Below are 20443 nucleotides of genomic sequence, written 5' to 3'. Positions count from 1 at the left end.
CGCTAGGCTCTGCCCCATGGCTCAGCAGAACCTGCGCGAATACATCGATCATCTCCGACAAATGGGCTACTCAGTACGCGGCGGCAAGGGCGAAGACCCCGACCTGATCGATCCGGGCGGTTCGGCGGTGGAGACCTGGGAAGAGGACTACCCGTATCCCACCCGGATGAAGCAGGACGAGTACGACGAGATCAAGTACCAGCTCCAGATCGAGTTGCTCAAGCTGCAGTACTGGGCCCAGGACAACGACCGGCGCTTCGTGATCGTGTTCGAGGGCCGCGACGCGGCCGGCAAGGGTGGCACGATCAAGCGCTTCACCGAGCACCTCAATCCGCGGTACGCGCGGGTGGTCGCGCTGGCCAAGCCGTCGGACCGCGAGGGCGGCCAGTGGTACTTCCAGCGCTACATCCAGCACCTGCCCACCCACGGCGAGATCGTCATGTTCGACCGCTCCTGGTACAACCGCTCCGGCGTGGAACGGGTGATGGGGTTCTGCACCGATGAGCAGTACGAGACTTTCATGGAGCAGGCGCCGCTGTTCGAGAAGATGCTGGTCGATTCCGGCATCCACCTGACCAAGTTCTGGTTCTCGGTGACCCAGCACGAGCAACGCACCCGGTTCGCGATCCGCCAGATCGACCCGGTCCGGCGCTGGAAGCTGTCGCCGATGGACCTGGAGTCGCTGGACAAGTGGGAGGCGTACACCACGGCGAAGGAAGCGATGTTCCTGCGCACCGATACCGACTACGCGCCGTGGATCACGATCAAGTCCAACGACAAGAAGCGGGCCCGGATCAACGCGATGCGGGCCTTCCTGAGCCAGTTCGACTACGACGACAAGGATCACGCGATCGTCGCCGAGCCGGATCCGAAGCTGGTCCGCCGGGGCCGGGAAGCCGTCGGCGACTGAGCTTCGGCGGGTTCGCCGACCGGGGCCCGGGACCCCTGCTCTACGGTGGGGGTCATGGTCAGCGTTGCCGAAAATCTCATCCGGATGCTTTCGCTCAATGGCGTTCGGCGGGTCTACGGCGTACCCGGCGACTCGTTGAACGCCATCACCGAGTCGCTGCGTACGCACCACGAAATCGAATGGGTCCACGTCCGCCACGAGGAGACTGCCGCCTTCGCCGCCGGGGCGGAGGCGGAGATGTCGGGCGAGTTGGCGGTGTGTGCCGGCAGTTGCGGCCCGGGCAACCTGCATCTGATCAACGGGCTCTACGACGCCCAACGCAGCCGGGTGCCGGTACTGGCCCTGGCCGCGCACATCCCGACCTCCGAGATCGGCACCGGCTACTTCCAGGAGACCCATCCCCAGGAACTGTTCCGGGAATGTTCGGTGTACGTCGAGTACGTCGCCGACCCAAAGCAGCTGCCACGGCTGCTCGAAGTGGCCATGCGCGCCGCGATCGAACGCCGCGGCGTGGCCGTCCTGGTCATCCCCGGGGACGTGGCCTCCGCGGAGGCCCAGGACACCCGCGAGGTCCGGGTGACCCGGGCCCGCTCCACCGTTGTCCCGGTGGCCGCGGACCTCGGCCGGGCCGCGGCGGTGCTGAACGCGGCCGGGTCGGTGACCATCCTCGGCGGCGCCGGGACCGCCGGCGCCCACCGCGAGGTGCTCGCCCTGGCGGAGCGGTTGCAGGCGCCGATCGTGCACGCGATGCGCGGCAAGGACCACCTGGAGTACGACAACCCCTACGACGTCGGCATGACGGGACTGCTCGGCTTCTCCAGCGGCTACAAGGCCATGTGGGAGGCCGAGGCCATCCTGATGCTGGGAACCGACTTCCCCTATCCCCAGTTCTTCCCCGACAGCGCGCAAGTGATCCAGGTGGATCTGCGCGGTGAGCAGATCGGCAAGCGGCACCCGGTCGAGGTCGCCCTGGTCGGCGGGGTAGCCGAGACCGCGACGGCCCTGCTGCCGCTGCTGGAACCGAAGAAAGACCACCACCTGCAGACCGCGCTGAAGCACTACGCCAAGACCCGGGAGAAGCTGGACGACCTGGCCACCCCCGCTCGTCGCGGAGCCGCGGTCCATCCCCAGTACCTCGCCCAGCGGATCAGTGCGCTCGCCGCCGACGATGCGGTCTTCATTCCCGATGTCGGTTCCCCCGTGGTGTACGCCGCGCGCTACCTGAAAATGAACGGGCGGCGCCGGCTGCTCGGCTCCTTCTCGCACGGGTCGATGGCCAATGCCGTCCCGCAGGCGATCGGCGTACTGGCCCGGGAGCGGGACCGGCAAACCGTCACCCTCTCCGGGGACGGCGGCCTGACCATGCTGCTGGGTGAGTTGCTGACGCTGGTGCAGATGCGTCTGCCGGCGAAGGTGGTGGTGTTCAACAACTCCTCGTTGAACTTCGTGGAACTGGAGATGAAGGCCGCCGGGATCGTCCCCTTTGCCACCGATCTGGACAACCCCGACTTCGCCGCCGTCGCCCGCGCGATGGGGATCAAGGGCATTCGGGTGGAGAGCTCCGAGGACGTGGATGCCGCCCTGAGCGAGGCCTTCGCGTACGACGGACCGGCCCTGGTGGACGTGGTCACCGATCCGCAGGAGCTGACCATCCCGCCGACGATCCAGCTCGAACAGGCCAAGGGCTTCGCGTTGTACACCCTGCGGACGGTGATGTCGGGGCGTGGTGACGAGCTGATCGACCTGGCCCGGACGAACCTGCGCCAGCTGTTCTGAGGCACCGACGGCGTGCGGTCCGGGGGCGACGCTCGGCCCGGGGCCGGGTGCACCCCCGCCGCACTACGCTGCCGGGCCATGGATCCCCGAGCCCAGCCACGATTGAAACCGACCCGCCGGCACCTGCTCCTGGCGGCCCCACTGGGACTGTTCGCACCGCTCCTGGGCTGCAATTCGCGGCCCGGCGTGGCTGAGGTGAACGAGGCGATCGCGGCGGCTCCCGGGGTCACCGGCTCCGAGATCAGCGTCGGCCCCGGTGGCGGGCTCGGCAGCAGCATCATGGGGAGCATCTCTTTCGATGTCCCCGCCGACCGGTTGCGCGAAGGCGTGGACGAGGCCTGGCGCCATGGCGTACAGGTGCTCCACCAGGTGTTCGAGGGTGCTCGCGGCAACCTCGTTCAGGGTGTTTCCGGGATCACCCAGGGCAAGGAGTTTTTCGTCGCCGAACTCGTCGACCTGGGCGACTCAACGGCGCTCACCATCGGGCATTTCTACGACCGCTACGGGATCGGCTGAGGGCCCTTCGGCACCGTCCGGGCCGGGGCAGGCGGACTAAACTGGGGGCATGCTATCGGCGAGCGGGACCCTCAATCGCCGCGTGGGAATCACCATGGCGGTGTCGGTGGCCAGTGCGGTCATCTTCTTGTTGCTCTACAACGCGCCGGGGCCGCAGTGGCTGCTGCGAACCGTGCTGTGGGTGGCCTGTGGCGGGGCTTTGGTGATGATGCTGACGCTGGCCGGCCGCTCGGGCGGAAAGCCGTCCACGCTGAGCGCACTGGTGTTCTGCGCGACCGCGTTCCTGAGCATGTCGGGGGCGATGGCGCTCGCCCTGTTCGCCTGAGCGCCGGGGTGACCGGATCAGTTGCTCGGGAGCGGACCTCCTGTCACACTCATTCATGTTGACGGTTCAACTCGTTCTGTTCCCGACCTTCCCGGAGCGCCCATGCCCCTGCACCCGCTGCTCGTTCACTTCGCCGTCGTCTTCGTGATCCTGGCGGCCCTCGGCCAGATCGGCGCCGTCCTGGTCCCCCGCGTACGCCACTGGCTCGGCTGGGTGCAACCCGCATTCTCAGCCGTGACATCGCTCACGGTGCTGCTGACCGCCCGCGCCGGAGATGAACTCCTGAGCACCCACCTCGGCCACGCCGACCAGGATCACCAGGCGGCCCTCACGCATGCCGGCTGGGGTGAGACCCTGACCGCCTGGGTCCTGGTGTTCCTGGTCCTGGTGGTGGCATTCTGGCTTGTCGCCTCGACAAAGATCGGACCGGAGCGGCTGCGCCACCCGGTGGTGAAATGGGTGATCGGCGGGCTCAGCGTGGCCGTCAGCGCGGTCCTGCTGTTCCTGGTCTTCATGACCGGGGACACCGGTGCCGCCTCAGTCTGGGGCCAATGACGGTTTGTCAGACCCTGGTCTGAATCGTTGCCAAACTGTGAACTTCACAGGTTCTATGGGATTGTTTTTAGGGCACATCTCGTTCATTGAGGTGTAGGCGACAACCAGCCGGAGGAGGACCATGCGCAAGGCAACCACCACTGCCGAGCACACAGCCGAACCGACCGTCGACCAGGCCGAACTGACCTGGGTCGATCACACCGAAGAAGAGCGCGAGGACAAGGAACCTGAAGAAAAGAAGGGCCTTGGCCTGTCGGGGCCTGCGGTCGTGGGGGGTGCCCTCGCCTCGATGACCTCGGCCGCGATCGGCTCCCAGTTGGGTGTCGCCGGCACGATCGGTGGTGCTGCGCTGTCCAGCGCTGTGCTTGCCGTGGCGAGCGCGGTCTACACCAAGACGCTGAATCAGGGGCACCAGAAGATGTCCAAGGCGTTCAAGCGGAATGTACAGGCGCATCGTGAGCACCACGACGCAGCCGCGGAGACCAAGTCGCTGCCCACGGTGCAGGTCGACTCGGCGCCGGCCGACACGGTGACCAACGTGGCTCCGGCCACCGGGACCGCCGATTCGACCGATGAGACCCATGTCCTGCCGATCGCCGAGGATGTCCCGGACACGACGCAGCCTGCGACCAAGCGTCGCCCCCGGCTGAAGACGGTGCTCGTCGGCGCGGCGGCCACCTTCGTGATTGCCATCGCCGGGGTGACCGGTTACGAGCTGGTCACCGGCCATGCCCTGTCCGGCGGATCGGGCAGCACGGTCAGTCAGATCGTGTCCAGCAACGGAGCCGCGCTGAACCCGAACAGCGCGTACTCCCAGCAGAAGCAGGCCGAGAAGCAGGCCGGCACCACCGGTACCGACTCCCAGAACCAGCAGCCGGCGACCGACCCGACCGCTCGCCCGACCCAGGGCCAGGCGACCAACAACCCGACCGCGCAGCCCACCGGCGCGGCCACCACGCAGAGCCGGCCCACCACCGGCGCGACCGGTGCGAACCCGACCCAGAGTTCGACCACCGGTACGGGTACCGGGAGCAAGGCCACCACGGGCAGCACCACTGGCTCGGGGACCAACTCCGGGACCGGGTCGAACTCCGGGACCGGCACCGGTTCGGGGTCGAACTACAGCAGTGGATCGACCTCCGGGACCGGTACCAACTCCGGCACCGGCTCGAACTCCGGCACCGGCTCGAACACCGGGACCGGCTCGAACACCGGGACCGGGTCGAACACCGGCACCGGCACCGGCTCCAATTGGACCGGAAGCAGTTCGGGTTCAGCTTCGACGAGCACGCAAGCTCCCCCCGCCAACTGACGCTCGCGTCCGGACGGACATGCGTCGGCCCGGGCCCTCAGGCCCGGGCCGAAGTGCGTCATTGGACCTACTGTTCGTCCTCATCCGGGTCGACGTCCTCGCGAACGATCTCGGCCAACCCGTCCTTGGTCACATCATGCTGCGGCTCCACCAGGATCTGTCGCGCCACGTTGTAGTAGCCGAACTGATCCAGCATCATCGCCGCCTGCTCATTGGTCATCCCGTACGCATGGGCGAGCATCCGGACCTGCTCGGTGTACATCGCGTGCAGTTTGCGTACGCCATTGAGGAAATCAAGTTGCTCGGCCATGAGTGCTCCTGGGGGTAGGGGTCAGAGGGCACAGTACCCACCGTCGACCAAGTGCGCGGAGGCGGTGATGAAAGACGCCTCGTCGGAGAGCAGAAACGCGGTCAGCGTCGCGACCTCCTCGGGCTCACCGAGCCGCCCGGCCGGGTGTTTGGACACCAGCGAGTCGTAGAAGGTCTTGTCGACCTGGGCCAGCAGCGGCGTGTTGATGTAGCCCGGCATGACCGCATTCACCCGGACCCCGCGCGGGCCGTAATCGACCCCGGCCTGTTTGGTCATCCCGATCACGCCGTGCTTGGCCGTGGTGTACGCACTGTTCCCGATCCCGGTGGCCACCAGCCCGTGGATCGAGGCCATGTTCACGATCGACCCGCCCCCGGACTGCTCGATCGCCGGAATCTCATAGCGCATCCCGTACATCACCCCGGCCAGGTTGATGCTGACCGTGCGGTCCCAGCCGTCCAGATCGGTCTCCCCGGTGGGGGTGGGCTGGCCCCCGATCCCGGCATTGTTCACCGCGTGGTGCAGGGCCCCGAACTTCTCCAGCGCGTACGCCACGGCCCGCTCGTTGTCCTCGCGTACCGAGGTGTCCTGGACGAACCCGGCCGCCGCGCCGCCGGCGTCGGTGATCTCCTTGACGACCACATCGATCGCGTCGGAATGAATGTCGGTCACCAGCACCTGCGCGCCCTGGCGGGCGAGGTTCAGGGCGATCGCACGCCCGATCCCCGACGCCGCCCCGGTCACTAGAGCCACCCGGCCGCTGAAATCGAACATGAGTCCCCCTCGACTTGGTACCCACCTGGGTGAGTACCAAGTCTAGGCGTGGCTACAGGGCGTACGCCGCCCGGGTGGCCATGTCGATGGCGGCCACCGCATCCAGTTCGGCAGCGGTGTGCGCGCCCCCGATCAGCTCGGTTTCGCCCCCGGCGGCGACCAACTCGTCGTACAGGGTCCGGTCGCTCTCCTGGCCGGCGCACACGATGACGGTGTCGACCTCGAGCAGGTGCTGGGCCCCGTCCAGGGTGTAGTGCAGCCCCCGATCGTCGATCCGGTCGTAGCTGACTCCGGCGATCTCCTGCAGCCCGGCATGGGCCAGCCGCGCCCGCAGCGTCCAGCCGGTCGACTTGCCCAGGCTGCGGCCGAACCGGCCCGGGGTGCGCTGCAGGATGGTCACCTCATGGGCCGGGGGCTGCGTCCGGGGCCGCCGCTTGGGGCTGAGCAGCCCGCCGGGCTCGGCGATCGCGGGATCCACGCTCCACTCGGCCAGGAAGACCTGCGGATCGGTGGTCTCGCTCGGATCCCCGAGCAGGTACTCCGCGACATCGAAGCCGATTCCGCCGGCCCCGATGATCGCGACCCGGTGCCCCGGGGTGACCCGGCCGGTGAGGACCTCGAGGTAGCTGGCCACGCTCGGATGATCGATCCCCTCGATCGCCGGGATCCGGGCATGCACCCCGGTGGCCGCGACCACATGGTCGAAGTCGGTCAGCTCGGCGGCATCCACCGGCCGGCCGAGTTCGGTCTTCACCCCGAGTTCGCCCAGGCGTACGCCGAAGTAGCGCAGCGCCTCATTGAACTCCGACTTGCCCGGGACCACCCGGGCCAGGTTGAGCTGTCCGCCGATCCGGTCCGCGCCGTCGTACAGCGTCACCTCATGGCCCCGTTCGGCGGCGGTGATCGCGTACGCCAGCCCGGCCGGGCCGGCCCCGACCACCGCGACCCGGCGGCGGACCCGGGGCTCGGGCAGCAGGAAGTCGAGTTCGCGGCCGGCGGTCGGGTTCATCAGGCAGCTGGCGGTCCGCTCGGTGAAGATGCGGTCCAGGCAGGCCTGGTTGCAGCCGATGCAGGGGATGATGTCCTGGGTCCGGTCCTGCAGCACCTTCTCCGGGAAGTTCGGGTCGGCCAGCAGCGGCCGGGCCATCGACACCAGATCGGCGTCCCCGGCGGCGAGCAGGTCCTCGCCGGTCTGCGGGGTGTTGATCCGGTTGGACGCGATCACCGGGACGCCGACCGCCTGCTTGATCCGCCGCGCCGCGAACGCCCAGGCCGCCCGGGGCACACTGGCCGCGATCGTGGGGACGCGGGACTCGTGCCAGCCGATGCCGGTGTTCAGCGCATCCGCACCGGCGGCTTCGACCCGGCGGGCCAGCTCGAGGGTCTCCTCGCCGGTCAGCCCGCCCTCGACCAGTTCGATCGCCGAGATCCGGTAGATGATCGCGAAGTCGGGGCCGACCGCGTCGCGGACCCGGCGCACGATCTCCACCGGCAACCGGAATCGCCCGTCGAGGTCGCCGCCGAACTCGTCGGTGCGGTCATTGGTGCGCACCGAGAGGAACTCGTTGATCAGGTACCCCTCCGAGCCCATGATCTCCACCCCGTCGTAGCCGGCCTGCTGGGCCAACCGGGCGGTGGTGACGTACTGCTCGATGATCTCCCAGATCTCCGCGGTCGCCAGCACCCGCGGGGCGTACCGCTTGATCGGCGCCTTCGCCGCCGACGGCCCGACACATTCGGGCACCTCGGCGTACCGGCCGGCGTGCAGGATCTGCAGCACGATGGCCGCCCCCTCCTCGTGCACGGCCGCACAGATCTCGCGGTGACCGTGCTCGGCGATCGCCTCGGGGGTGTCCAGAACGGCACTTTCGGGGTCCATCCGGCCGTCCGGGTGCGGGGCCATGCCACCGGTCAGAATCAGCCCGACCCCACCGGCGGCGCGGACCCGGTAGAACGCGGTCAGCCGCTCGATCGGCCGGTCCAGGGTCTCCAGCCGGGTGTGCATGGCGCCCATCACCATCCGGTTGCGCAGGCGCAGACTGCCCAGTTGCAGCGGGGCGCGCAGGTGCTCGTAGGTCACTGTTGCTCCTTGATGAGGTCCTTGACCCGGAACTTCTGGATCTTGCCGGTGGCGGTCCGGGGCAGTTGCGGGACCACGGTAAGGAATTCCGGCCAGAACTGTTTGGCCATCTCCCGGCCGGCGAGGAACTCGGTCAGCTCCGGCAGCGTCGGCGGGTTGTCCGGGTCGACCGGGACCACGAACGCGGCCGCCCGTTCCCCGAGCCGTTCGTCCGGGATGCCGATGATCGCGATCTCGCCGACCTTCGGGTGCTCCAGCAGGACGCCCTCGACCTCGACCACCGGGATGTTCTCCCCACCACGGATCACCAGATCCTTCGAGCGGCCGGCCAGCCGGATGTAGTCCTCGTCGTCCATCCGGGCCAGGTCCCCGGTGTCGAACCAGTCGTCGACGATGAAGGAGTTCTCGAACAGGTCGGGCCGCTTGAAATAGGTCACCAGCAGCGACGCCCCGCGTACGCCGAGGCGACCCACCTGCCCCCGCGGCGCCTCGTTGTCGTACTCGTCGAAGACCCGCAGTTCGTTCCACTCCATCACCTTGCCGTCGCTCTCGGCGGCCCGCTCGGGCGGATCGGAGGCCAGGGTCGAGGAGATCGCCCCCACCTCGGTCATCCCCCACACCGAGAACAGTTGGGCCCCGAGTTCGTCGCGGGACCGGGCGATCAGCGACGGCGGGATCGGTGCCCCGGCCGAACTGATTCGGCGCAGCGTCCGCGGGCGCAGGCCGCTGTGCTGCGCGGTCGCGCACAGGTCGAACACGAACGGGGCGGCGGCCATGGTCCAGGTCGCGCCGTACTCGTCGGACAGCTCCAGGGCGACCTTGGGGTCCCACACGTCCTGGATCACCACCGTCTGTCCCAGGCAGGCCGGCATCGAGACCGCGCCGTAGAAGCCGGTGGTGTGCGACATCGGCGAGAACCCGATCGGCACATCCTCCCCGGTCAGCCCGAGCGCGACCACCGACGGCATGAACCCGGCGTACACGGTGTTCCAGGTGTGCACCACGCCCTTGGGCTCCCCGGTGGTCCCGGAGGTGAACTGGATCTGCGCCACCTGGTTGGCGTCCGGGCGCAGCGCGTCCAGGGTCTCGGCCGGATGCGCCGCGGCATGGGCCGGGTCGTCGAAGTACGCCGCGAAGTCCTCGACCCCGGCCGGCAGGGTGGCCGGATCGGCGTTGACGGCGAAGACGCGCTCCAGGGTGGCCACCTCGGCGACCACCTGGGCGGCCAGTTCGGCGTGATCGAAGCCCCGGTAGCTCTGCGCGGTGATGAAGACCTTCGAGGCCAGCCGCTCCACGATGAAGGACACCTCGCGGCGCCGCAGGATCGGCAGGATCGCGTTGGTGACCGCCCCGATCCGGCCGGCGGCCAGGTGCAGTGCGTTGATCTGCCACCAGTTGGGCAGCTGGAAGGAGACCACGTCCCCCGGCCCGACGCCGAGATCCAGCAGCGCCGCGGCGTACTGGTCGACCTTGGCGCGGAACTCGGCCCAGCTGAGGGACTCCACGCCCACCCCGGCGCGGTGCGCGATGACCGCGGGCTTGTCGGGATGGGTGGCGGCATGGTCGAGCAGATCGTCGATCAGCGTGCGGTCGCGCCACCAGCCGCGCTCCACGTTGCGGCGCACCAGATCGGGATCGACCTGGACGCTGACGGTCCGGCTGGTGGATTCGTATTCGTTGGGGCTCATCTCGACTCCTCGAAGACACTCGGCCCGGGGGCACCTCGTTGTGTTACGAGTACGCTATGACGCAACGGCCGAAAGTTCAACCGTTGAGTCGAATATTGATCTACAGAGTTGCTTTTCTGCTCTATGGGACGACCCTGGGACCCGGGGTTGCCGTGGTTTAGGGTCTGCTGATTAAGGTTCGAGGGAGATCCGTAGCGCCAGGAGGAGACGTGAGCACGACAGCCAAGGAACAGGGCTCGACCCGGGTGTCCCGGCGCCGCGACCGGCGCAAGGCGGAGATCGTGCGCACCGCGACGCTGGTGCTCGCCGAGGCCGGCTACCTGGGCATGAGCCTGGAGGACGTCGCCGAGAAGACCGACATCGCCAAGGCCACCCTGTATCACTACTTCTCCTCCAAGGACGACCTGGTGGCCGCTGCCCTGGAGTCGCTCACCCAGGAGGTGCTGCGTCGACTGCAGGAGCGCGAGGAGGCGGTCGGGCAGAGCTCGGCCCGTGACCTGCTGGCCGCACTGATCGATGAGCAGGTGCTGATCCTGACCGAGACCGCGCCGGAGGTGGCGGCCGCCTTCTCCTGGCCCCGGTCCTGGCCGGAAAGCTTCGAGGCACCGATGAAGGACATGCGCCGGCGCCACGACGCGGTCTTCCGCCGCGTGGTCGAGCGCGGCGTCGCCGAGGGCGAGTTCCACCTGAGCGACATCAATGTGACCCTGCAGTGCCTGCACGGGATTCTGAACCAGTCCTCGGTCTGGTTGCGCCCGGGCGCCTATCACGGCGACCAGGCCGAGGCCCGGGCGCGAATCGTGGAGAGCGCGCTGCGGATGTTCGGCTGACCCTCCGGCCGCCCCCGGACATGGCGAATGCGCCTCCCGTCCGTGGCGACAGGGAGGCGCACCCGGGTGTGCAGCCGTGCGGTCAGCCGATCAGCCGGCCCCGCTTGTTCAGCCGGCCATCGTGAGGCCGCCGGAGACGCTGAGCACCTGGCCGGTGACGAAGTCGGAATCGGCGGTGGCGAAGAAGCGCACGCCGGAGGCAACCTCCTCCGGGGTACCCAGCCGGCGGAACGGGATCGCCTTCTCCAGGCCGGCGCGGATCTTCTCCGGCAGGGTGTCGAACAGCGGGGTGTCGGTCGGGCCGGGGCACACGCAGTTGACGTTGATCTTGTAGCGGGCCATCTCCCGGGCCAGCGACTTGGTGAACGCGATCAGCGCGCCCTTGGTGCCGGCGTACACGGTCTCGCCCATGCTGCCGACGCGGCCGGCATCGGAGGCGATGTTGATGATCTTGACGGTCTTCTCGGCCGCGACGATCGGGGTGAGGAAGGCGTGGCACAGCCGGACCGGGCCGAGGTAGTTCACCGTGACCAGGGCGGTCCACAGGGCGTCGTCGTTGTTCAGGAAGGGCTCGACCCGGTCGAACCCGGCGGCGTTGACGATCACATCGGGCAGCGCCAACTGCTCGACCACGTCATCGCGCAGCTGCAGGATCGCGGCGGCATCACCGAGGTCGGCGGCGAAGGCGACGGCCTTGCCGCCGGCGGCCTCGATGGCCTGCACGGCGTCGGCGGCCCCCTCGGCGTTGCGGTCGACCACGGCAACGGTGGCGCCGGCGTCGGCGAGATTGCGGGCGATGGCGCGGCCGATTCCGGACGCAGCACCGGTGACGAGGGCGATCTTGTTCGTGAGGGGCATGCCACTTCCTTGTGTTTGTCCGGTTCTGGATGATGCCGACGCTATGCGGGTTCGACTCATTTTTCAACCCTTCGGTCGATTTTTCCTCTCAAGGGTCGACTTTTCAGCCTTTTGATCTGATACTGGTGGCAGGCCAACGTCGACCCAAGGAGCCACGATGCCCGCCGAGCGCATGATGCCCACCGAGGAATCCGATGATCTGATCCAGCTGACGCGGGAGATCGTCGACAAGGAGATGCGACCCATCGTCGATCAGTACGAACGCGAGCACACCTTCCCCCGGGAAGTGTTTCGCACCCTCGGCCGCGCCGGACTGTTGACCCTGCCCTTCCCCGAGGAGTACGGCGGCCTCGGCCAGCCCAACGAGGTCTACCTCCAGGTCGTGGAGGAGATCGCCTCGGCGTGGGCCGCGGTCGGTGTCGGGGTGAGCCTGCACACGCTGTCGTGCTACGCGATGACCCGGTTCGGCAGCCCGGAGCAGAAGGACCGGTGGCTGGCGGGCATGCTCAGCGGCGAGCAGCTCGGCGGCTACTGCCTGTCCGAGGCGCACGCCGGTTCCGACGCCGGCGCGATGAAGACCCGGGCGGTCCGCGACGGCGAGGACTACCTGATCAAGGGGGCCAAGGCCTGGACCACCCACGGTGGGGTCGCCGACTTCTACCTGGTGATGGCTCGTACCAGCGACGACGGCGCCAAGGGCATTTCCGCCTTCCACGTCGACGGGAAGACCGAGGGGATGACCGCCGATCGCCCCGAGGACAAGATGGGCCTGATGAGTTCCCCGACCGCCACGATGCTGTTCGACAACGCCCGGGTCCCTGCCGAGCGTCGGATCGGTGCGGAAGGACAGGGGCTGCCGATCGCGTTCAGCGCCCTGGACGCCGGTCGCCTCGGCATCGCCGCGGCCGCCGTCGGGGTCGCCCAGGGAGCCCTGGACGCGGCGATCGCGTACGCCAAGGAGCGTGAGGCCTTCGGCAAGAAAATCATCGACCACCAGGGACTCGGCTTCCTGCTCGCCGACATGGCCGCGGCGGTGGAGTCGGCCCGGGCCACCTACCTGCACGCGGCGCGGCTGGCCGATGCCGGCCGGCCGTACTCCCGGCAGGCCTCGATCGCGAAGCTGATCGCCACCGACAATGCGATGAAGGTCACCACCGACGCCGTGCAGGTCTTCGGTGGGGCGGGCTACACCAAGGACTTCCCGGTCGAGCGCTACATGCGCGAGACCAAGGTGATGCAGATCTTCGAGGGCACCAACCAGATCCAGCGGCTGGTGATCAGCCGGGATCTGGCCCGCTGAGCGGGGTCAACAGCCGGCGTACAGTTCGCGGCTCTGCAGCCGCTCGGTGGTGACCGCCATCATCCCGTTGACGACCCCGCTGACCGAGTCGGTGAGGAACACCAGGGCGCCGTCGCCGTTCTCCACGTAGGGCAGGTCGACGGCCCCGGTGTTGGTCTCGAAGGTGTCGTGCTGCAACTGCCGGCCGTACGCCCGGGCGACCTCGTCGCCGGTGCTGCCGATCCGGATGTCCTTGCCGGTACGCACCAGCGCGCCGGTGTTGACCAGGATCTCCAGGACGACCTGCTCGCCGTGGGCGGTCTGCTGCCCGACGCTGAAATACACCTGGTGATAGCCCTCGGTCGCGACGTACGGGGAGCAGAAGTCCTGGGTACTCGGGCGCAGCATCCCGAGCTGGACCCCTTTCTCGACCGGGTCACCCACACGCAATTCCCCCAGCCGGCCCGGCTCCAGGGCCGGGCCGCGCTGGGCATACTGGGTCGCGGCCACCACGGCACCGACCCCGATCAGCACCACGACCAGGGCCACCAGGGCGACGATCAGCGGCCGCGACGGCCTGATCCGGGACTTGGCCGGCCCGGCCCCGGTCGCCGTCGGCTCGGTGGGTTGCTTCGGGGCGGCGCCCTTCCCGACCGCGGGGCCGGTCGGCGGGGCCCAGCCGGGATCGGGGGCGGAGACGGTGGGCACCCACTGCCCCTCGGGCGCCTCGGCCGGCGAACCGTCGGGGTGGGTCCAGAACGGCCACTGCGGCGGCGGGGTCGGATAATTCGCCGGCGGTACCCAACCGGACGCGGGCGGCTGGGCGGGCCACCCGGGGGGCGAATTGAACCGGACCTCACTCATGGTGTCCAGCCTAGGCGAGGGTGGGGACAGCCTCGCATTTTCGGCCGGACGCTCCGCCGGACGTAGGATCGGCCGGTGCCCCGCCTCCTCGCCGATACCCGACCTCTGCGCAACCCCGATTTCAAGCGCCTGTGGACCGCGAACATCATCACCGTGATCGGCGCCCAGGTGACCGTGGCGGCGGTACCGGCACAGCTGTACCAGATCACCCAGTCCTCCGGCATGGTCGGCCTGACCGGCCTGTTCGGTCTGGTTCCCCTGGTGGTGTTCGGGCTGTGGGGCGGAGCGATGGCCGACGCGTTCAACCGGCGTACGCTGATGCTGATCAGTACGCTCGGGCTGATCGGCACCGCGGCCCTGTTCACCGTGCAGGCGGCGCTGGGACTGAACAATCCCTGGCTCATTCTCGGCCTGTTCGCGATCCAGCAGGCCTTCTTCGCGATCAACCAGCCCACCCGGACCGCGGTGCTGCCGCAGTTGCTGCCCAAACATCTGCTGCCGGCGGCGAACTCGCTCAACATGACCGTGATGCAGTTCGGCGCCATCGCGGGGCCGCTGCTGGGCGGCGCGCTGATCCCGGTGCTCGGGTACACCGTGCTGTACCTGATCGACACCCTGTGCCTGGTCGCCACCCTCTGGGCGGTGCTGCACCTGCCGTCGCTGCCCCCGCCGGGTGGGCTGAGCAAACCCAACGTCGCCTCGGTGCTGGACGGGCTGGCGTACCTGCGGACCCAGCCGATCCTGATGATGAGCTTCGTGGTCGACCTGATCGCGATGGTGTTCGGCATGCCGCGGGCGCTGTTCCCGCAGATCGCGCACGAGTCCTTCGGCGGCCCGCTGGAGGGCGGCTGGCAGTACGCCGTGCTGATGGTTGCGATTCCCGCCGGGGCGGCGCTGGGTGGGGTCTTCTCCGGCTGGGTCTCCCAGGTGCGGCGGCACGGTCGGGCGGTGATCCTGTGCATCATCGTGTGGGGCCTGGGGATCGTCGGCTTCGGCATCACGCTGTGGCTGGCGGTCGGGGAACCGTGGCCGTGGCTGGGCGTCGCGACGCTCCTGCTGGCCATCGCGGGGGCCGCCGACATGGCCTCGGCGGCATTCCGGCAGACCATGCTGCAATCGGCGGCCGACGAGTCGGTCCGCGGCCGGCTGCAGGGCGTGTTCATCGTGGTGGTGGCGGGCGGGCCGCGGCTGGCCGACACCCTGCACGGGGCCGCTGCCGCAGTGGTGGGCACGGCGATCACCACCACGGGGGGTGGCGTGCTGGTGATCGTCGGGGTGATCCTGGCGGCCCTGATCGTCCCGGCCTTCTGGCGGTATCGGGCCTAGTCGGGCGCCTCTACACTGCTGCGGTGGCCAAAGGTTTGCGCTCCTCGGCGCTGAGCACCGTCGACTCCCTGGTGATCGGGGTCGCCTCGACCGGCCCGGCGTACTCGATCGCGGCCACCCTCGGGCTGGTCGCCGCCGGGGTCGGGCTGCAGGCGCCGGCGATCGTGCTGCTGGCGTTCCTCCCGACGTTCTGCTGTGCGCTGGGCTACTACCACCTGAACCGGGCCGAGCCCGACTGCGGCACCTCCTTCGTCTGGGTCTCCCGGGCCTTCGGGCCGGTCTGGGGCTGGCTGTCGGGGTGGGCGATCGTGGTCTGCGATGTGCTGGTGATGGCGTCGCTGGCCCAGGTCACCGGGCAGTACACCTTCCTGCTGGTCGGGGCCGCGGAGATCGGCGCCGATCCGACCCACCCGGCCGTACTCGCGGTCGGGGTGGCCTTCATCCTCGGGATGACCTGGCTGTGCGTCCGTGGGATCCGGGTGTCGGCGAAGCTGCAGACCGCCCTGGTCGGGATCGAGGCGGTGATGCTGCTGCTGTTCGCGGTGGTGGCACTGGTCCGGGTCGGGGCCGGATTCGCCGCGGGGACGCCGATCCCGGGCTCCAGCCTGCCGAGCTGGGAGTGGTTCGTCCCGATCAACATGGACCTGTCGACCTTCGCCAACACCGTGCTGCTGATGGTGTTCATCTATTGGGGCTGGGACTCGGTGCTGTCGGTCAACGAGGAGACCCGCGATCGGCATCGGGCCCCGGGCCGGGCCGCGCTGACCGCCACGGTGGTGCTGCTGGGGATCTATCTGCTGACCACCGTCGCCGCCCTGGCGTACGCCGGGGTCGGGACGACCGGACTCGGGCTGGCCAACCCGGACCACTTCGACGACGTGATCGCCGCCCTGGGGACCGCGGTCTTCGGCGATTCAGCGCTGGGCCAGGTGCTGGTGCACCTGCTGGTGCTGATGGTGCTCACCTCCGCGGCGGCCTCGACCCAGACCACCCTGCTGCCGACGGCGCGGACCACCTTCTCGATGGCCTTCCACCGGGCGCTGCCGGCGGTCTTCGGCCGGGTCCACCCGCGCCGGCTGACCCCGAGTGTGTCCACCTGGGCGATGGGCCTGGTGTCGGTGGCGCTGTACATCGTGCTGAACTTCACCGCCGGCGGCGGAATGATCGCCGATGCGGTCACCGCCTGCGGGATTGCGATCGGATTCTATTACGGGATGACCGGGCTGGCCTGCGCGAAGCTGTACCGCGATCGGGCGGTGGGGCCGGGGCAGGTGCTGTCCCGGCGGATCCTGCCCGGCCTCGGCGGGCTGATGATGCTGGCCGCCGCGCTGTGGCTGACGATCACCTCACTGGCCCCGGACTTCGGTGAGACCGTAGTGCGGATCGGGCCCTGGGAGATCGGTGCGGTGTTCGTCCTCGGCGCGGTCGGGATGCTGGTCGGGATTCCGCTGATGCTGTGGCAGCGCCGGGTCGGGCCGGACTTCTTCCGACACGGCTTCGCGCGGACGCTGCCGGCCGCCGATCAGGTTCCGGAGCCGGTACGCGAGCAGGGCTGAGCTCCGGCTCAACTGCCGGTCACGCCACCGCGACCATTGCCGGGCATCCGGCGGGAATCATGACTGGCCGCGATCCCGGTCGGGGTGACCTCGATGACGACCCGGTTGGGGCTGTCCAGCAGCCGGCGGAACGCGGCCGGATCGGCCGGTTGATGCCGCCGGGTGAACTCCCCGAAGAACCAGTCCTTCCGGGCGGCGTCGCGATGTACCACGGCGGTCCCGCGCAGGGTGAGCATCTGCCGCCCGGGCAGGTCGGTGCCGGCGTTGGTCACCACCAACGAGACCCGCGCGTCCTCGGCCAGTCGATCGACCTGCGGACGCCCGGCCACCGAGGTGAACCAGAAGTGCCCCTCGGCGAGCAGGAAGCTCATGATGACTCCACTGGGCCAGCCGTCGGGCCCGCGGAAGCAGAAGGTGCATTCGGTCTGCGCCGCCAGCAGTTCGTCGCGTTCGGCCAGGCCGAGCCGGACGCTGCGCAGATTCTCGATGTCATCGATTCCCAGGCGACCCATGTCGCTCCTTTCGCGTTCGCCCGAGCGTACATGCGAATCATGCCTATGAATAGGCCCAGTGGCTATCCACCGTTCAGCTCGTGTTTCCCCAGCCGTTCTCCGACGCAGTAGAGTCGGTGTGTCGGACGACGCGGAGGCGAGATGGCGACAACTTTCGAGGCCAATCTGGAACGCTGGGCCAAGTCGGCATACCTGATTCTGCGCGATGACGTCGCCACCCGGTATCACGCGACCATCACCTACAGTGACCTCGCCGAACGCGTCCAGAAGCACTCGGGAATCGTCGCCAAGGGCCCCTCGCGGCAATGGATCGGCAAGGTCCTGGGCCTGGTCGTCCGGGTCTGCCACCACAACAGTGACCCGGCCCTGTCGGCCCTGGTGGTGCACAAAACCGACGGGATGGTGGGCGCGGGCTACGACCTGGTCCTCAAGGTCGCCGCTCTCCCGGCCCTCACCGATCCGCAGGAGCGCGAGGAGCACGCCGCCCGGGCCCGGTTGGAGTGCTACCGCAAGTTCTGCCACTCGATGCCGGCCGATGGCGGTACGCCCGGCTACTCGACCATCTACACCGAGAAGGCCGCCCGCGCGGCCCAACGCGCCGCCCGGCCGCCCAAGCCGGAGGAGAACGCGCGCCCGCTCAAGTTCTGCCCGACCTGCTTCGTGGCCCTGCCCGCGACCGGTATCTGCGACGAGTGTGAATCCTGAGCGACGACTCGCTCCGGGCCGACGGCGACGTGGTTGCCCCGGCCTCCCTCACCCGGGATGTGTGAGAATCGCGCGGTGACGATCATCGCAGCAGCAGACGGTTCCGCCCTGGGCAATCCCGGCCCGGCGGGGTGGGCCTGGTACATCGACGACGACCACTGGGCCGCCGGCGGTTGGCCCCACGGGACGAACAACATGGGCGAGCTCAAGGCCGTGCTCGACCTGCTGCAGCAGACCGCGGGCAGTCCCGAGGAGCTGCGGGTGCTGTGCGATTCGCAGTATGTGATCAACTCGCTGACCAAGTGGCTGCCCGGCTGGAAGCGCAAGGGCTGGAAGAAGTCCGACGGCAAGCCGGTGCTCAACGTGGAGCTGCTCAAGGAACTCGATGCGGCGCTGGCCGGGCGTACGGTTCGCTTCGAGTGGGTGAAGGGCCACGCCGGTCATGACCTGAACGAGGCCGCCGATGTGCGGGCCCGGGCCGCTGCGACGGCGTACCAGCAGGGGAAGCGACCCGAGACCGGGCCCGGTTTCGCCGGGGCGCAGGGTGTCGGTGCGGCGGGTGTCGGGGCGGAGGGCGCCGGTGCGGAGGATGCGGGGGCGCAGGGTGCCGCGGATCCGTACGCCGACCTGTTCGAACCCGACGACATCGCCCTGGCCGCCGATGAGCCGCGGGACCCGCAGCCGGAGCCGGAGATCGAGATGCTGCCGATCGAGGGCGAACTGGCCGATGAGGAACTGGTGATCTCGCTGGAGCGCTCGTTGATCGCCGATGTGGTGCGCAATGACCCGGCGGCGACCGCCGCGCTGCTGCATCCGCGCTGGCTGCAGTTCAGCGGGACCGGCGTACTGCCCCGGTCCAAGGCCCTGGCCGAGGTGGGGGCGCTGCCGCGCCCGGCGGACTTGGACGTGCTCCGGGTGGAGCGGCTGAGCCCCGATCAGGTCCTGTTGCTGTGCCGGGTGAGTGACTCCGAGACCTCGGCGCTGCATTCGGCGCTGTGGGTCCGCGAAGAGGCGAACTGGCAGCAGCGCTTCCGGCAGATCTCGACCGAGGCCTGAGCCGGATCCCGGGGGTTACCGGGGCGGACCTCAGTGCGGGGTGGACTCGTGCAGCGGTTCGCCCACCTCGGCCGGGATCCGGTGCTGGGTCAGGAAGGCCTGGACCCTGGCGACGTCGTCGCGCCCGATCCGGGTCGGCATCGTCTGGTCGGGACCGCTGAGCTTGCGCTGCAGCAGCCGGTTCAGGTGCAGCGCCGGCCGCTTGCCGTCGGCCCCGATGACCCGCATCGCCAGCACGTCCTCCCACGGCACGCTCCACCCGCGGATGCCCTTGCGGGTCACGCCGTTCTCGTCCAGGGTCAGCCGGGCGTACGCCATCGTGGCGCAGCTCACCGTGAGGAACCCGAACAGCAGCAGCATCGCGCCGGTCAGGAAGTAGGCGAAGCCCGAAGTGATCGGACTGCCCACCTGCTGGGCCAGCACCGCCACCCAGAACAGCAGGCACAGCAGCGAAATCACCGTCAGGATCGCGGAGAACAGGTCGAGGCTCCGCGTCTTCACCTTGTCGCCGCTCAACTCTTGGTTGCTCATCAATCTGCCCTCAGAACTCATCCCGGTGTACTCCTTCGAGCCTACGCGATCCCGGCGACCGCGCCGAACTCTTCCGCGCCCGGGCGTACGCCGACCCGCGGGCGGGCAAGTTCAGGGTGCTGCGCCGGTCGGGTGGATGACCACGGGCGGGTGGATGGCACACGGGCGGTGGGGCGTTGGTCGGGCCGCGCCGGCCGGGATGACACGCGGGCGGGTGGATGACACACGGGCGGGCCGCGCCGGCCAGGGATGACACGCGGGTGGGCTGCTCCGGCCGGCGACAACCAGCGACAACCAGCGACAACATCGTGCCCCGGCAGCCTTCGCGCGACAGCAAAACCGGCACCGAGCTTCCCGCGACGGAATATCTCCACCGGGCCGCTCCCGCGACGGAATATTCCCCCCGAGCCGCTCCCGCGACGGAATATTCCCCCCGAGCCGCTCCCGCGACGGAATATTCCCCCCGAGCCGCTCCCGCGACAGAATATTCCCCCCGAGCCGCTCCCGCGACAGAATATTCCCCCCGAGCCGCTCCCGCGACAGAAGAGGCGACTCGGCGACGCCTCCGGAAACCCGCGGGTGGTGCAGCAAGTGCGCGAGCCGGTTGCTATCGCCGACTGATGGGATCCATCGCGCGACCCCCGTCGACGGGTCGCCCGGACTCATGGGAGCCGCGCCGA

General features: G+C 69.1%; 20 protein-coding genes. 12 read left to right on the top strand and 8 right to left on the bottom strand.

Going from position 1 to position 20443, the window contains the following annotated elements; translation table 11 throughout:
* Positions 1-16: 16 nt before the first annotated feature.
* The 6 genes from ppk2 (at position 17) to G531_RS0112790 (ending at position 5394) form a co-directional block, all read left to right on the top strand.
* Complete coding sequence (gene ppk2, locus G531_RS0112815; RefSeq protein ID WP_035758826.1) at positions 17-910, top strand: polyphosphate kinase 2; 894 nt, start codon at positions 17-19, stop codon at positions 908-910.
* Between the two features lie 54 nt (positions 911-964).
* Positions 965-2686 carry a ubiquinone-dependent pyruvate dehydrogenase gene (gene poxB, locus G531_RS0112810; RefSeq protein WP_026927562.1) on the top strand — a complete coding sequence of 574 codons (1722 nt, stop codon included), beginning with the start codon at positions 965-967 and terminating at the stop codon, positions 2684-2686.
* Between the two features lie 78 nt (positions 2687-2764).
* A complete protein-coding gene (locus tag G531_RS0112805) occupies positions 2765-3202 on the top strand; it encodes a hypothetical protein (RefSeq protein WP_211221847.1) in 438 nt (145 codons plus the stop codon).
* A gap of 49 nt (positions 3203-3251) precedes the next feature.
* Positions 3252-3527: a hypothetical protein gene (locus G531_RS0112800; protein WP_145978618.1), complete on the top strand. Its 276-nt coding sequence runs from the start codon at positions 3252-3254 to the stop codon at positions 3525-3527.
* Positions 3528-3629: 102 nt separating this feature from the next.
* Positions 3630-4082 (top strand): DUF2231 domain-containing protein, encoded by a 453-nt coding sequence (locus tag G531_RS0112795; RefSeq protein WP_026927559.1) that lies wholly within the window; start codon positions 3630-3632, stop codon positions 4080-4082.
* A 121-nt stretch (positions 4083-4203) separates the two neighbouring features.
* Entirely contained in the window at positions 4204-5394 is a 1191-nt protein-coding gene (locus G531_RS0112790; protein ID WP_026927558.1) for a hypothetical protein, read from the top strand.
* 67 nt (positions 5395-5461) lie between these two features.
* Here G531_RS0112790 and G531_RS0112785 read toward each other — a convergent pair whose 3' ends face one another.
* Genes G531_RS0112785 through G531_RS0112770 form a run of 4 tightly spaced genes read right to left on the bottom strand, consistent with a single transcriptional unit; the run spans position 5462 to position 10246 of the window.
* A complete protein-coding gene (locus tag G531_RS0112785) occupies positions 5462-5704 on the bottom strand; it encodes a hypothetical protein (protein WP_026927557.1) in 243 nt (80 codons plus the stop codon).
* A gap of 21 nt (positions 5705-5725) precedes the next feature.
* A complete protein-coding gene (locus tag G531_RS0112780; RefSeq protein ID WP_026927556.1) occupies positions 5726-6478 on the bottom strand; it encodes an SDR family NAD(P)-dependent oxidoreductase in 753 nt (250 codons plus the stop codon).
* 52 nt (positions 6479-6530) lie between these two features.
* Positions 6531-8558 carry an oxidoreductase gene (locus G531_RS0112775; protein ID WP_026927555.1) on the bottom strand — a complete coding sequence of 676 codons (2028 nt, stop codon included), beginning with the start codon at positions 8556-8558 and terminating at the stop codon, positions 6531-6533.
* Positions 8555-10246: an AMP-binding protein gene (locus G531_RS0112770; RefSeq protein ID WP_026927554.1), complete on the bottom strand. Its 1692-nt coding sequence runs from the start codon at positions 10244-10246 to the stop codon at positions 8555-8557. Before G531_RS0112770 ends, G531_RS0112775 begins: the two co-directional genes overlap by 4 nt.
* A 209-nt stretch (positions 10247-10455) precedes the next feature.
* Here G531_RS0112770 and G531_RS0112765 point away from each other — a divergent pair, with 209 nt between their 5' ends.
* On the top strand, positions 10456-11076 hold the full coding sequence (locus tag G531_RS0112765) for a TetR/AcrR family transcriptional regulator (protein WP_026927553.1): 621 nt from the start codon (positions 10456-10458) through the stop codon (positions 11074-11076).
* Positions 11077-11184: 108 nt separating this feature from the next.
* Here the strand turns inward: G531_RS0112765 and G531_RS0112760 are convergent, their stop codons facing one another.
* Positions 11185-11934 (bottom strand): SDR family NAD(P)-dependent oxidoreductase, encoded by a 750-nt coding sequence (locus G531_RS0112760; protein WP_026927552.1) that lies wholly within the window; start codon positions 11932-11934, stop codon positions 11185-11187.
* A gap of 157 nt (positions 11935-12091) precedes the next feature.
* Here G531_RS0112760 and G531_RS0112755 point away from each other — a divergent pair, with 157 nt between their 5' ends.
* A complete protein-coding gene (locus G531_RS0112755) occupies positions 12092-13234 on the top strand; it encodes an acyl-CoA dehydrogenase family protein (RefSeq protein WP_026927551.1) in 1143 nt (380 codons plus the stop codon).
* Positions 13235-13240: 6 nt separating this feature from the next.
* On the opposite strand, the gene G531_RS0112750 is transcribed toward G531_RS0112755, so the two are convergent.
* A complete protein-coding gene (locus G531_RS0112750) occupies positions 13241-14077 on the bottom strand; it encodes a hypothetical protein (RefSeq protein ID WP_026927550.1) in 837 nt (278 codons plus the stop codon).
* Positions 14078-14152: 75 nt separating this feature from the next.
* On the opposite strand from G531_RS0112750, the gene G531_RS0112745 reads away from it, so the two are divergent.
* Together G531_RS0112745 and G531_RS22395 are read left to right on the top strand one after the other, a co-directional pair.
* Positions 14153-15403: an MFS transporter gene (locus G531_RS0112745; protein WP_026927549.1), complete on the top strand. Its 1251-nt coding sequence runs from the start codon at positions 14153-14155 to the stop codon at positions 15401-15403.
* A 23-nt stretch (positions 15404-15426) separates the two neighbouring features.
* The gene (locus G531_RS22395; protein WP_211221846.1) at positions 15427-16959 is read left to right on the top strand and encodes an APC family permease; all 1533 of its coding nucleotides are present in this window, start codon (positions 15427-15429) and stop codon (positions 16957-16959) included.
* Positions 16960-16967: 8 nt separating this feature from the next.
* Here the strand turns inward: G531_RS22395 and G531_RS0112735 are convergent, their stop codons facing one another.
* Entirely contained in the window at positions 16968-17471 is a 504-nt protein-coding gene (locus G531_RS0112735; protein WP_026927548.1) for a pyridoxamine 5'-phosphate oxidase family protein, read from the bottom strand.
* A gap of 141 nt (positions 17472-17612) precedes the next feature.
* Here G531_RS0112735 and G531_RS0112730 point away from each other — a divergent pair, with 141 nt between their 5' ends.
* Together G531_RS0112730 and G531_RS0112725 are read left to right on the top strand one after the other, a co-directional pair.
* Positions 17613-18176, top strand: a complete 564-nt coding sequence (locus G531_RS0112730; RefSeq protein WP_026927547.1) for a hypothetical protein — start codon at positions 17613-17615, stop codon at positions 18174-18176.
* 75 nt (positions 18177-18251) lie between these two features.
* On the top strand, positions 18252-19232 hold the full coding sequence (locus G531_RS0112725) for an RNase H family protein (protein ID WP_026927546.1): 981 nt from the start codon (positions 18252-18254) through the stop codon (positions 19230-19232).
* A gap of 30 nt (positions 19233-19262) precedes the next feature.
* Here the strand turns inward: G531_RS0112725 and G531_RS0112720 are convergent, their stop codons facing one another.
* Entirely contained in the window at positions 19263-19763 is a 501-nt protein-coding gene (locus G531_RS0112720; protein ID WP_026927545.1) for a hypothetical protein, read from the bottom strand.
* Positions 19764-20443 lie beyond the last annotated feature (680 nt).

Origin of the sequence: Granulicoccus phenolivorans DSM 17626 = NBRC 107789 = JCM 15570 (genome assembly GCF_000423085.1) — a bacterium.
Lineage (GTDB): Bacteria > Actinomycetota > Actinomycetes > Propionibacteriales > Propionibacteriaceae > Granulicoccus > Granulicoccus phenolivorans.
This window is presented reverse-complemented; position numbering and strand designations above follow the sequence as displayed.